The sequence below is a fragment of the Pseudomonas edaphica genome (assembly GCF_965277385.1).
GTDB classification, from domain to species: domain Bacteria; phylum Pseudomonadota; class Gammaproteobacteria; order Pseudomonadales; family Pseudomonadaceae; genus Aquipseudomonas; species Aquipseudomonas edaphica.
Genome location: NZ_OZ255725.1, coordinates 220490 through 232141, shown reverse-complemented (window position 1 = coordinate 232141; position 11652 = coordinate 220490). Strand labels below are relative to the sequence as shown.

Genomic DNA, 11652 nt, shown 5'->3' with positions numbered 1-11652 from the left:
TAGCATTGAAAAGCCTCAGTAACGCCCAAAAAAGACCTCAAAAACACCTCAGGCGAACCGCATGCTCGAACGCGCAAAACACTTCTCCATCAAGCAACTCGCGACCCAGGCCGGCGTGAGCAAAGCCACGGTCGACCGCGTGTTGCACCAGCGCGGCAGCGTGCATGCGCAAACCACCCGGCGTATCGAGCAGGCGCTGGATGAGCTGGAGGCCCAGGAAAAAAACGGCCTGGCGGTGGGGCGCACCTTTCACGTCGATGTGATCATGCACACGCCCCAACGCTTCAGCGCGGCGGTGCAGGCGGCGATCACCGCGCAATTGGGCAGCTTGGCGCCGTTTCGCATCGCGCCGCGTTTTCACCTGTTTGAAGAAATCGAACCCCAGGCTATGCACGACCAGCTGCTGCGCTGCCTTGAAACCGGCAGCCAGGGCGTGGTGCTCAAGGCGGCGGATGAGCCGGCGGTGAATCAGGCAGTCAAGCAGTTGATCGCGGCGGGCATTCCGGTGGTGACCCTGGTCACGGACCTGCCGCAAAGCGAGCGCATTGGCTATGTGGGCATGGACAACCGCACCGCTGGCCAAACCGCCGCCTACCTGATGTCGCGTTGGCTGCCGGCGCAGCCCCAGGACGTAGCGGTGGTGATCGGCAGCGAACTGTTCCGTGGCGAGGAAGAACGCGAGATGGGCTTTCGCGCCTGGCTACGCGGGCGTGCCGCGCACCTGCGGGTGTTGGATATCAGCGGTGGCTACGGCGTATACGACCGCACGTTTGAGCGCGTCACCCAAGCCCTGAAGCAACATCCCGAGCTCAAGGCGGTGTACAGCGTCGGCGGCGGTAACCGCGCGATTGTCGACGCCTTCGCCGCGCTGGAACGCCCGCTGGAGGTGTTTATCGGCCATGACCTGGACGAAGAAAACCGCCAGTTGCTGTTGGAAGAAAAAGTTGCCGCGATCATCGACCACAACCTGCAGATCGATGCCCGCAGCGTGTTTTTGCACATCCTGCAACACCACCGGCTATGGAAAGCCGGGCCGATTGCGCCGTCACAGGTGCAGATCGTGACACCGTTCAACCTGCCGGACTGAAGCTCCCTCAATAACAACGCCAGGAGTTCGACCATGCTACGTATTGCCGTTTTAGGTGCCGGGCGCATCGCCAAAATCCACGCCGCCAACGTCGCCGCTCACCCCAACGCCACGCTGGTGCTGGTGGCCGACCCCTGGCGCGAAGGTGTCGACGCGCTCAGCACGCGGTTAGGTTGCGAAGCGGCCTATGACTGCGCCGCCGTGCTTGCCCGCCAAGACATCGATGCCGTGGTGATCGGCACGCCCACCGACACCCATATCGACCTGCTACTGGCAGCGGTGGCCGCAGGCAAGGCGGTGCTGTGCGAAAAGCCGATCGACCTGGATATCGCCAAGGCCCGCAGCGCCGCCCAAGCCGTCGAGCGCCTGGGCGGCAAGGTGATGCTTGGTTTCAACCGGCGTTTTGACCCCGACATGCTGCGCCTGCGCCAAGCGCTGGACGCCGGCCAGATCGGCGCCGTGCGCCAGGTGATCATCACCAGCCGCGACCCTGGCCTGGCCCCGCGTGACTACCTGGAACACTCCGGCGGCATCCTGCGCGACATGACCATCCACGACTTCGACACCGCTCGCCACCTGCTCGGCGAGGAACCGGTGGAAGTCAGTGCGTTCGCCAGCCGCCTGGTGGACCCGAGCCTGGCCGACATCGACGACTACGACAGTGTGATGGTGTTGCTGCGCACCGCCTCCGGCAAGCAATGCCACATCAACTGCTGCCGCCAGGCGGTGTATGGCTATGACCAGCGCGTGGAAGTCTCCGGCGCCACAGGCGTGTTGCTCACCGACAACCACCGGCCCAGCACGTTGCGCCACTGGAGTGCCGACCACACCGAAGCGCTGGAGCCGTTGCAGCACTTTTTTCTGGAGCGTTACGCGGATGCTTATCGCAATGAGCTGACGCAGTTTATTGATGCGCTGAACGCTGGCCGCGCGTTACCGACCAGCGTGCGTGATGGCTTGTATGCCTTGCACCTGGCCGATTGTGCATTGGAGTCGGTGAAGACCGGGCGCAGCGTAGCGGTGCATTACGACCTTTAGCCGAACGTGCGGGTCTGGTCCACCAGACGAATGCTGTCGCGCCCGCCACGCTTGGTTTCGTAGAGCGTGGTGTCGCCTTGTTCGATCAGCGCGGCCAGGCTTGCCGGTGGTTGGTCGAACAGGTTGGCGCCGATGCTCAAGGTCACCGGCGCTGGCGTGATAAAGGTGTCAGCGGCGATTTGCTGGAACTGTTCACGCAAGCGGCTGCCCAGTTCGACAATCTGCTGGGTTGAGGTGTTGTTCAGTAGAATCAAAAACTCGTCCCCGCCCAGGCGCGCAGCCAATGCATCCTGGGGGACGACGCCGCGGATCATCTCGCTGAGGGCGATGAGCAAACGGTCGCCGGCGGTATGGCCGTAGAGGTCGTTGACCCCTTTGAAGTTGTCGATATCGATCAACAGCACGGCGCCTGGCTGGGCCGGCGAAACTCGCGCCAACAGGCGTGGCGCTTGAAGGTCAAGGGCGCGACGGTTGAAGAGTGCTGTGAGTGGGTCGCGGGCCGCCAGCCGCGCGATGTGCTGCTCGCGGCGGTAGCGTTCGGAGCCGGTCATCGACAGCGCGATCAACATGATCGCCATCGCACCTTCCACCAGGGACACCTGGATGATTTCGCCCTTGAAGGCAGCCAGGTCAATCAGTGTGCCGGGGATCATCACTGACAACGCTTTGGCTACATAAAACGCGCCATGGATCAGCAGCACATAGCGCAACTGCACCGCGCCGATGCTGAGTGATTTGCCGTGCGGGCGCAGCAAAAAGCTGGCGCGCAGAGTCGGCGCTGCCACCAGCAGCGACTGCACCGCCAGCATGGCTTTGGACCATGGGAGCTCGGCTGGAAGCATCAGCATTCCCAGCCACACCAGCAGCATCAACAGCCATAGCGGTGAAAGGCGCGCCTGGGTAAAACGCGCCACGCCGAGCAGGAACAGAAAGTGCGCAGTCACCAGCAAGCCGTTGGCGAACCAGATGCCGATCATTAACAGGCCACTGCCGCGCAGCAACGCCAGGGTGGAGCCGACGCTGATGGTCGCAAAACCTGCGGCCCAGAACAGCAGGGAAGCCTCGCGTACGCTGCGCCATTCAATGGCCAGATACAACGCGGCAGCGGCGGCCAGCGCGATGGTCAGAATCAGAATCGTAGGAGGGTCGAGCGTCATGTCGTGCCGGGCTGCCTGGGTGTACGCTTGAAAATCGGGATTGTAAGCGCACACGCAGGTTTTTCAGAGCATTCCGGCTAATAGCACACGGCCAGCCGATAATCGGCGGGTCAGACGCCTTTGGTCGAGGGCAGCAATATCGTGAGGATGCCCGCCAGCGGCAGGAACGAGCAGATCTTATACACGTACTCAATGCCGTGGTTGTCAGCGAGCAAGCCCAGCAGCGCAGCACCAATGCCGCTGAAGCCGAACATCAGGCCGAAGAAGATACCGGCGATCATGCCCACATTGCCCGGCACCAGTTCCTGGGCGAAGACCACGATGGCCGAGAAGGCCGAGGCGATGATAAAGCCGATGACCACGCTGAGTACGGCGGTCCAGAACAGGTCGACGTAGGGCAGGGCCAGGGTGAAGGGCGCCGCGCCGAGGATCGAGAACCAGATGACTTTCTTGCGCCCGATCTTGTCGCCAATCGGGCCACCGGCGAAGGTGCCCACCGCCACCGCGCCAAGGAACAGGAACAGGTACATCTGCGAACTGGCCACCGACAGCTGGAACTTCTCGATCAGGTAGAACGTGAAGTAGCTGGTCAGGCTGGTCATGTAGAAGTATTTGGAGAACACCAGCAGCGCCAGCACCACCAGGGCAAAGGTCACGCGACCTTTGGACAGGCCATGAGTGGCCTTGCCGCCTTGCTTGAGCTTGAACAGGTTGAGGTGGTTGCGGTACCAGCGGCTCAGGCCATAGAGCACCAGAATCGCAAACACGGCGAACAGCCCGAACCAGGCGATATGGCTCTGGCCGTAAGGAATGATGATCGCCGCCGCCAGCAACGGGCCGAAGGCGCTGCCGGTGTTGCCGCCGACCTGGAAGGTCGATTGCGCCAGGCCATAACGCCCACCGGAGGCCAGGCGTGCGACGCGCGAGGTTTCCGGGTGAAAGGTCGACGAGCCGACGCCCACCAGGGCCGCCGCCAGCAAAATGGCCGGGAAGGTGCCGACAAACGCCAGCATCAGAATGCCGATCAAGGTGCACACCATGCCGGCCGGCAACAGCCAGGGCTTGGGGTGGCGGTCGGTGTGGTAGCCGATCCAGGGTTGCAGCAGCGAGGCGGTCAATTGGAAGGTCAGGGTGATCAGGCCCACTTGGGTGAAACTCAGCCCGTAGTTGGCCTTGAGCATCGGGTAGATCGAGGGCAGCACGGCCTGGATCAGGTCATTGATCAGGTGGGCCAAGGCGCAGGCGCCGAGGACGCGCATGACCAAGGGGCTCACTTGGGGTGTAGTGGTTGCAGCGGCGGGTGACGCGGTAACGGTCGTCATGCAGGCATTCCATACAGGGCAGCAAACTGAGGTGGCGAGTACTTGAGCCCGGCACCCATTTCTAATTGTTTCGGCGGTTATGCTAAATTCGGTGCCAATGCCTGTCTCACGAAATTCGGGAGGCAACTGTCGCAAAAAGGGCGAAATGATCAAACCACTGAATGAATTTTTGCAGGAAATCGACGCAGGCGACTGGGCTGTCATCAGTTCCGCTACCGATTACCCCGAAAACTGGGTGATCCCCGAGCATAGCCACGAAAAGCACCAGTTACTCTACGCCATCGAGGGCGTGATGGTGGTGCACTCGGCGCACAACCAATGGACGGTGCCGTCCAATCGTGGCTTCTGGATGCCTTGCGGGCAAGTCCACTCGCTGCGCTGTGTCGGCCCGTTGAAAATGCGCAGTGTGTTTGTGCGCCCCGATGCGTTCCCGAACCTGCCGACCGAGACCAAGGCGGTGAGCGTTTCACCGTTGCTCAGTGAGCTGATCAAGGCGTCGGTGAGTTTGAAACCGCCGTATGCCGAGGACTCACGCGATGCGCGGATCATGCACCTGATCCTCGATGAGCTGGCGATTCTGCCGGCCTTGCCGCTGTCGTTGCCACAACCGGGCGACCCGCGTATCAACCGGATTTGCCTGGCGCTGCAGCAGGATCCCGGGGATGCGTCGACGGTGGAGGATTGGAGTGGGCGCCTTGAGCTGGACCAGAAGACCATCCAGCGTCTGTTTCGCAAGGAAACCGGGTTGACCTTTGGCCAATGGCGCCAGCAGGCGCGCTTGCTGCTGGCGCTGGAGCGGATTGCGGTGGGGCAGAAGATTATCGATGTTGCCATCGAACTGGGCTACGAGAGCCCGAGCGCCTTTACCAGCATGTTCAAGAAACAGTTTGGCAAGACGCCGAGTCAGTTTTTCAGGTAGGGCGGCTGGCCATCAACCCCGGCGCTGAGTGCCGCGCGGCCAGGCCTGCCAGCAGCGCGGCAACCCCCAGCGTGGCTGCGCTCAGTTCAAAGGTCGCCTGATAACCGCTGTGGTCGAACGCCACGCCACCGACAGTGGCACCGGCAGTAATCGCCAATTGAATGATTGCCACCATTAATCCACCGCCGGCCTCGGCATCGTCCGGCAACACGTGCGCCAGCCAGGTCCACCAACCCACCGGCGCGGCGGTTGCCACGAAACCCCAGCAACCGAGTAACACGGCTGTGGTGATCGGCGAGCCGCCGAAGGCCACCAGGGCCACGGCGATCAACGCCATGATCAATGGAATGGCAATCAGCACAGGATACAGGCGGTTTTTCAGCACGCGCTCTATCAGCACAGTGCCCGCCAGCCCGGCCAGGCCGAGCACCAACAGCATCAACGAGAGTGTGGAGGTACTGACCCGCGTGGCGCTTTCCAGAAACGGACGCAGGTAAGTGAACAGCATGAACTGGCCCATGAAAAAGCCGCTGATGGCGAGCATGCCCAGGGCCACAGGCGTCTGTTTGAACAAGCGCAGCACGTTGCCAGTCTTGGCCTGGCCTTGCACCTTGATCGCGGGCAAGCTGAACAGCAGCCATAGGCCAGCCGCTACCGCCACCGGCACGACGCAGAAAAATGCGCCACGCCAACCGATCAGTGCGCCGAGAAAACTGCCCAAGGGCGCCGCGATCACCGTCGCCAGTGCGTTGCCGCCATTCACGATCGCCAACGCGCGCGGTACTTGGGCCGTGGGCACCAGGCGCATGGCGGTCGCCGCCGACAGCGACCAGAAACCGCCGATGGCCACGCCGATCAGCGCGCGACCGAGCATGAACGTCAGGTAGTTCGGCGCCAGCGCCACCACGGTACCAGACAGGATCATCAGGACGGTCAACGCCAACAGCAGACGCTTGCGCTCAACCCGCGCAGCGACGGCAGCGATGACCAGGCTGGTGAGCAAGGCGAACAGACCGGACACCGAGATGCCTTGGCCGGCCTGGCCTTCGGAAATCTGCAGGTCGGCGGCCAACGGCGTCAGCAGGCTTACCGGCATGAACTCAGAGGCCACCAGTGCGAACGCCGCCAACGACATCGCAAACACCGCGGCCCAGCTATGCATCTGTGATTTATCGGACATTATTTCAAGTGGCCTTTGAAGAAAGTGGCGAGTCTGTCGAAAGGGATCAGATCGACCCGGTCGTAAAGATCGACATGGCCTGCGCCCGGGATAATCAGCAGTTCCTTGGGCTCGGCCGCGCGTTGGTAGGCGTCTTCACTGAATTCACGTGAGTGCGCGTCGGCGCCGGCGATCAATAACAGCGGGCGAGGGGATAGCGTCTCGATATCGTTGAAGGGGTAGAAGTTCAGGAACTTCACGTTACTGGTCAGGGTCGGCCGCGTGGTGGTTTGCGGCGAGCCGCCGACGGGTGTGAATTCGCCGCGCGCCGTACGGTAGAAATCGTAAAACTCATCACCCACCGCATCGCCGGTGAGGGTGGCTGGCGTGCCGCCGGTGTAGACGGTCTCGCCGCCCTGGAATTCCACATAGCGCTGGTTGGCGGCCTGGCGCAGCAGTTGCTGACGTTGCGCCAGCGTCACGCTATGTTTGAGGCCATTGCGGTTGGCCGCACCCATGTCGTACATGCTCACGGTAGCGATTGCCTTAAAGCGTGGGTCAATCTTCGCGGCGGCAATGGCGAAGCTGCCACTGCCGCAAATACCGATCACACCGATGCGCTCGCGATCAACTTGCGGGCGGGTACCGAGGAAATCCACGGCAGCGCTGAAGTCCTCGACGTAGAGGTCGGGCAGCACCGCATTGCGTGGTGAGCCTGCGCTATCGCCCCAGAATGACAAGTCCAGAGACAAGGTGACGAAGCCTTGTTCGGCCATTTTGGTGGCGTAGAGGTCTGCGCTCTGCTCTTTGACGGCGCCCATCGGGTGCCCAACCACAAGGGCTGGGTTTTTTGCGCCGGGGGCGAGGTTTTTCGGCATGAACAAATGGCCCGCCACCGCCATGCCGTATTGGTTGTTGAAGGTGACGTTTTGCACCGTCACTTTGTCGCTTTTGTAGAAGTTGTCAGCACCGTTGGACATATCGGCTCCCAATGAAGAAAAAGACGTCAGCAGCACGCTCAGGGCGAGCAAAAGGCTTTTCATGGCGTGATCCCGGATAAGGTTGGTCCGCGCATTTTCCCGGCATGGACCGGCGTTCTGTAGTGCGTTCCAGTGGATTACTTGCCTGATCCTCTGAGTCTTGTGGGTTGTCGGTGACACTTGCTTGGTGTGCGCGGTACAGTTCGGTCACGCGTTAAAAGAGCCTTTTATGACGATTAATCCATTGCCCCTGGAAGCCTTGATCCAGGCGATCAACGCGCAGGTCACGGCGCCCGGCGATTACCCCATGCCAGTCCCGGGCCTGGGCTTTTATCGGCGTGAGCAGCCGGCAGCGCCGGTGGTGTGCATGGTCGAGCCGTGCGTCGTGCTGGTCGCCCAGGGTGAAAAACAACTGTGGGTCGGCGGTGAAGGCTACCCCTATGACCCGACGCGGTTTCTGCTGACGTCTTTGGATATCCCGGCCAACTCCGAAGTGCTGGTTGCCAGCCCGACCCGGCCCTGCCTGGGCCTGACCTACAAACTGGACCTGCGCATCCTCGCCGAGCTGATCGCCCAGAGTGAGTTGCCGCCCACTCGGGAGCGGGCAGTGATGAAAGGGGTGGGAATCGGCACGGTCACCGAAGGCATGCTGGCAGCGTTCGCACGCTTGGTCGCTTTGCTGGACGAACCCGAGGCGATCCCGGTACTCGCGCCGTTGATTCAGCGTGAAATCCACTACCGGCTGTTAAACACCGACCAGGCCGGGCGCCTGCGCAGGATCTGCGCCGTTGACGGGCAGGGCTATCGGATCGCCAAGGCGATCGATTGGCTGAAGCTCAACTACACCGCACCGTTGCGGGTGGAGGAGTTGGCGGCGCGGGTGCAGATGAGCGCTGCCACTTTTCATCATCACTTTCGTCACCTGACCGCGATGAGCCCTTTGCAGTATCAGAAATGGCTGCGCTTGAATGAAGCGCGGCGCTTGATGCTCAACGAACATCAAGACGTGTCCAGTGCGGCGTTCAAGGTGGGTTATGAAAGCCCGTCACAGTTCAGTCGCGAGTACAGCCGGCTGTTCGGTGTGCCACCCAAGCGCGATATGGCCGCCTTGCGCGGCAAGCTCACTGATCAACCGAGCTCAAGTTAGCGAAAAAAATACAGCCGATCAGCCGCGCAAACAGGCTCAGGGTTTCCGGCAGGTTGGGGTCTTCAAACAGCATCGCGCGCGAATCCAGCGCGCACAATGCGCCGAACAGGCGCCCATCAGGCAGGAAGATCGGCGCACCGGCGTAGCTTTCGATGGCGAACTGCTTGACCACCGGGCGCGCGGCGAAGCGGCCGTTGTGGCTGATCTGCGGGATGAACAGGGTCTGCGGGTTAATGCAGAACTCACTGCACAGTGTGGTTTCGAGGTCGAGCACGTCGTCGACATGAATGCCCATGTCGGCCGTGTCGTGCACCGAGCAGACGACCCACTCAAGGTCAGTGAATTTGGCGATGCCGGCAAAGCGCATGCCGGTCAAGCGGGTAACCAGTTGCAGGATGCTGGTGGTGGCTTCTATTTCGGCGATGGCAGCGCGTTCGTCGGCGCTGAGTAGCGAGTGTGCTGCGGTGACGCTTGGAACCATGCTTAGGCACTCCAAAGGCATGGCGGCAGGGGCCGCCACACCAGGTCAGTAGTCAGTTGATGCGTGGGTGCTGCTGCACCAGGTTCTGGCGCTTGGCTTCCAGTTCGGCAATCTGAGTGTCGATGTCTTCGATCTTCTGCTCGATATTGTCGTGGTGCTCTTGCAGTATTTCCTTGGCTTCTGCCATGTCCGAGGCCGCAGGCGCGGCGCCGCGCAGTGGCTTGTTGGCGGTTTCCTTCATGGTCAGGCCCGTGATCAAGCCGACCACGGCAAACACCATCAGGTAGTAGGCGGGCATGAACAGGTCGTTGGTGCTTTCCACCAGCCACGCCACGGCGGTGGGGGTGACACCGGCGATCAATACCGAGACGTTGAACGCACTGGCCAGCGCGCTGTAGCGCAGGTGCGTGGGGAACATCGCCGGCAGGGTCGAGGCCATCACGCCGATAAAGAAGTTGAGGACCACCGCCAGGATCAGCAGGCCGGCGAAGATCAGGCCGATCTTGCCGCTGGTGATCAGCATGAACGCCGGAATGGACAGGAACAGCAGGCCCACGCTGCCGGCGATGATGAAGGGTTTTCGGCCGATCTTGTCACTCACAAAACCAATGAACGGTTGCACGAACAGCATGCCGACCATGATCGCGATGATGATCAGTACGCCGCTGTTTTCTTTGTAATGCAGGTTGTGCGACAGGTAGCTGGGCATATACGTGAGCAGCATGTAGTACGTCACGTTGGTGGCCGCGACGATACCGATGCAGGTCAGCAGGCTGCGCCAATGCTGGGTCGCGACTTCCTTGAACGAGACTTTGGGGCCGTGGGTCAGGCCCTGGCGGTCGCCTTGTTCGAGCTTGTCCATGTGCTGCTGGAAGGCCGGGGTTTCTTCCAGCGCGTGACGCAGGTACAGGCCGATGATGCCCAGGGGCAGGGCGAGGAAGAACGGCAGGCGCCAGCCCCAGGCCTCGAAGTCAGCTTCACCGAGGATCGTCGAGATCAGTACCACGACGCCGGCACCGAGCACAAAACCGGCGATGGAGCCGAAGTCCAGCCAGCTGCCAAGGAACCCGCGTTTACGGTCCGGTGCATATTCGGCGACAAAGATCGAGGCGCCGGTGTATTCACCGCCCACCGAGAAGCCCTGGGCCATTTTGCACAACAGCAGCAGGATCGGCGCCCAGATGCCTATCGAGGCGTAGCCGGGGATCAGGCCGATGGCGAAGGTGCTCAGGGACATGATCACGATGGTGGCGGCCAATACTTTCTGCCGCCCGTATTTGTCACCCAGGGCACCGAAGAACAGGCCGCCCAGCGGGCGAATCAGGAAGGGCACGGAGAAGGTACCCAAGGCAGCGATCATTTGTACGCTGGGCGAGGCGTCGGGGAAGAACACCTTGCCGAGCACATAGGCGACGAACCCGTAGACACCAAAGTCGAACCACTCCATGGCGTTACCCAGTGCGGCGGCGGTGATCGCCTTGCGCACCTTGGTATCGTCGACGATGGTGATGTCTTTCAAACCGATGGGTTTGACGCTTTTCTTACGTAATTTCATGCGGGTCACTCTAAAACTGAACAGGGGAGGTGCCATCGTTGCGATGGCACCGCTCTGTCAGTTCAGATACAAGCCGACATGAAATAATTCACCTCTATTTGCGTTTTTTTGCTGATGCGTTGAACTTCATGGCATCAACAAGGAATTATGCGCATGCCTGACACCCTCTCACGGCTGATCTACCGCAAGCCCGAAGCCAACGATGTGCAGCGATTGTTCGCGATCTTCGGTGACCCGCAGACAAATATGTTCAACCCTGCAGGGCCGATGGCCAGCCTGGAGCACGCCCAGCGTGTGCTCAACCATTGGCTCGAACAGTGGGCCGCCCAGGGTTATGGCTGGTGGGCGATCGCCCGTAAGGAGCAGCCTGGGCACCTCATTGGCTTTGGCGGCATAGCGCCGCTTAATTACCTGACCGAGCGGCGCATCAACCTGGGTTATCGCTTCGCCGTGGAGGCGTGGGGGCAGGGCTACGCCACCGAGCTGGGTCGGGATGCGCTGGCGCTGGCCTTCCAAACACTGAATCTGCCGGAGGTTTTCGGTCTGGTGCGACCCGATCATGCGGCTTCGATCCGTGTGTTGGAAAAGCTAGGCATGCAGCCCTACGGCCTGCTCGACGATGTACCGGGCAAGGCGCCTAGCCGGGTGTTTCGCGTTTGTCATCCTACAACCGCTTTGAACTGATTGTTTATACGCCCAAGTAATACCTGAAGAAACGGCAATCTTTCAGATTGACACCGCCAAGGCGCCCGGCTATAAAAGTCGCAGTTGTACGACGACATATGACGTTACATATGTCCTACCTAA

Annotated in this window: 11 protein-coding genes; 5 read left to right on the top strand and 6 right to left on the bottom strand. The window is 61.2% G+C overall.

Annotated features, from left to right (window positions below):
- Positions 1 to 61 precede the first annotated feature (61 nt).
- On the top strand, positions 62 to 1087 hold the full coding sequence (locus ACQY47_RS01120) for a LacI family DNA-binding transcriptional regulator (protein WP_428554827.1): 1026 nt from the start codon (positions 62 to 64) through the stop codon (positions 1085 to 1087).
- 33 nt (positions 1088 to 1120) lie between these two features.
- The gene (gene iolG, locus ACQY47_RS01115; RefSeq protein WP_428554824.1) at positions 1121 to 2125 is read left to right on the top strand and encodes an inositol 2-dehydrogenase; all 1005 of its coding nucleotides are present in this window, start codon (positions 1121 to 1123) and stop codon (positions 2123 to 2125) included.
- Here iolG and ACQY47_RS01110 read toward each other — a convergent pair.
- Together ACQY47_RS01110 and ACQY47_RS01105 are read right to left on the bottom strand one after the other, a co-directional pair.
- On the bottom strand, positions 2122 to 3282 hold the full coding sequence (locus ACQY47_RS01110; protein ID WP_428554821.1) for a GGDEF domain-containing protein: 1161 nt from the start codon (positions 3280 to 3282) through the stop codon (positions 2122 to 2124). The genes iolG and ACQY47_RS01110 overlap by 4 nt on opposite strands.
- Positions 3283 to 3392: 110 nt before the next feature.
- On the bottom strand, positions 3393 to 4604 hold the full coding sequence (locus ACQY47_RS01105; protein WP_017138958.1) for an MFS transporter: 1212 nt from the start codon (positions 4602 to 4604) through the stop codon (positions 3393 to 3395).
- A 97-nt stretch (positions 4605 to 4701) separates the two neighbouring features.
- On the opposite strand from ACQY47_RS01105, the gene ACQY47_RS01100 reads away from it, so the two are divergent.
- Entirely contained in the window at positions 4702 to 5523 is an 822-nt protein-coding gene (locus tag ACQY47_RS01100) for an AraC family transcriptional regulator (protein ID WP_065931628.1), read from the top strand.
- On the opposite strand, the gene ACQY47_RS01095 is transcribed toward ACQY47_RS01100, so the two are convergent.
- Together ACQY47_RS01095 and ACQY47_RS01090 are read right to left on the bottom strand one after the other, a co-directional pair.
- Positions 5516 to 6703 (bottom strand): MFS transporter, encoded by a 1188-nt coding sequence (locus ACQY47_RS01095; protein ID WP_428554816.1) that lies wholly within the window; start codon positions 6701 to 6703, stop codon positions 5516 to 5518. The two genes, ACQY47_RS01100 and ACQY47_RS01095, sit on opposite strands and share 8 nt — an antisense overlap.
- Positions 6703 to 7725, bottom strand: a complete 1023-nt coding sequence (locus ACQY47_RS01090) for an alpha/beta hydrolase (RefSeq protein WP_099549642.1) — start codon at positions 7723 to 7725, stop codon at positions 6703 to 6705. The genes ACQY47_RS01095 and ACQY47_RS01090 overlap by 1 nt, the downstream gene beginning before the upstream one ends.
- A 166-nt stretch (positions 7726 to 7891) precedes the next feature.
- Between ACQY47_RS01090 and ACQY47_RS01085 the strand changes: the two genes are divergently transcribed.
- Entirely contained in the window at positions 7892 to 8809 is a 918-nt protein-coding gene (locus ACQY47_RS01085) for an AraC family transcriptional regulator (protein WP_428554813.1), read from the top strand.
- Here ACQY47_RS01085 and ACQY47_RS01080 read toward each other — a convergent pair.
- Positions 8784 to 9290 (bottom strand): GAF domain-containing protein, encoded by a 507-nt coding sequence (locus ACQY47_RS01080; protein ID WP_017138954.1) that lies wholly within the window; start codon positions 9288 to 9290, stop codon positions 8784 to 8786. The genes ACQY47_RS01085 and ACQY47_RS01080 overlap by 26 nt on opposite strands.
- 52 nt (positions 9291 to 9342) lie before the next feature.
- The gene (gene proP / locus ACQY47_RS01075) at positions 9343 to 10845 is read right to left on the bottom strand and encodes a glycine betaine/L-proline transporter ProP (RefSeq protein WP_017138953.1); all 1503 of its coding nucleotides are present in this window, start codon (positions 10843 to 10845) and stop codon (positions 9343 to 9345) included.
- A gap of 153 nt (positions 10846 to 10998) precedes the next feature.
- Between proP and ACQY47_RS01070 the strand changes: the two genes are divergently transcribed.
- Positions 10999 to 11529 (top strand): GNAT family N-acetyltransferase, encoded by a 531-nt coding sequence (locus tag ACQY47_RS01070; RefSeq protein WP_017138952.1) that lies wholly within the window; start codon positions 10999 to 11001, stop codon positions 11527 to 11529.
- Positions 11530 to 11652 lie beyond the last annotated feature (123 nt).

What these genes read in the sequence shown, in the direction of transcription:
- ACQY47_RS01120 (WP_428554827.1), top strand. Translation starts at nt 62, where the DNA reads ATGCTCGAACGCGCAAAACACTTCTCCATCAAGCAACTCGCGACCCAG.
- iolG (WP_428554824.1), top strand. Translation starts at nt 1,121, where the DNA reads ATGCTACGTATTGCCGTTTTAGGTGCCGGGCGCATCGCCAAAATCCAC.
- ACQY47_RS01110 (WP_428554821.1), bottom strand. Translation starts at nt 3,282, where the DNA reads ATGACGCTCGACCCTCCTACGATTCTGATTCTGACCATCGCGCTGGCC.
- ACQY47_RS01105 (WP_017138958.1), bottom strand. Translation starts at nt 4,604, where the DNA reads ATGACGACCGTTACCGCGTCACCCGCCGCTGCAACCACTACACCCCAA.
- ACQY47_RS01100 (WP_065931628.1), top strand. Translation starts at nt 4,702, where the DNA reads ATGCCTGTCTCACGAAATTCGGGAGGCAACTGTCGCAAAAAGGGCGAA.
- ACQY47_RS01095 (WP_428554816.1), bottom strand. Translation starts at nt 6,703, where the DNA reads ATGTCCGATAAATCACAGATGCATAGCTGGGCCGCGGTGTTTGCGATG.
- ACQY47_RS01090 (WP_099549642.1), bottom strand. Translation starts at nt 7,725, where the DNA reads ATGAAAAGCCTTTTGCTCGCCCTGAGCGTGCTGCTGACGTCTTTTTCT.
- ACQY47_RS01085 (WP_428554813.1), top strand. Translation starts at nt 7,892, where the DNA reads ATGACGATTAATCCATTGCCCCTGGAAGCCTTGATCCAGGCGATCAAC.
- ACQY47_RS01080 (WP_017138954.1), bottom strand. Translation starts at nt 9,290, where the DNA reads ATGGTTCCAAGCGTCACCGCAGCACACTCGCTACTCAGCGCCGACGAA.
- proP (WP_017138953.1), bottom strand. Translation starts at nt 10,845, where the DNA reads ATGAAATTACGTAAGAAAAGCGTCAAACCCATCGGTTTGAAAGACATC.
- ACQY47_RS01070 (WP_017138952.1), top strand. Translation starts at nt 10,999, where the DNA reads ATGCCTGACACCCTCTCACGGCTGATCTACCGCAAGCCCGAAGCCAAC.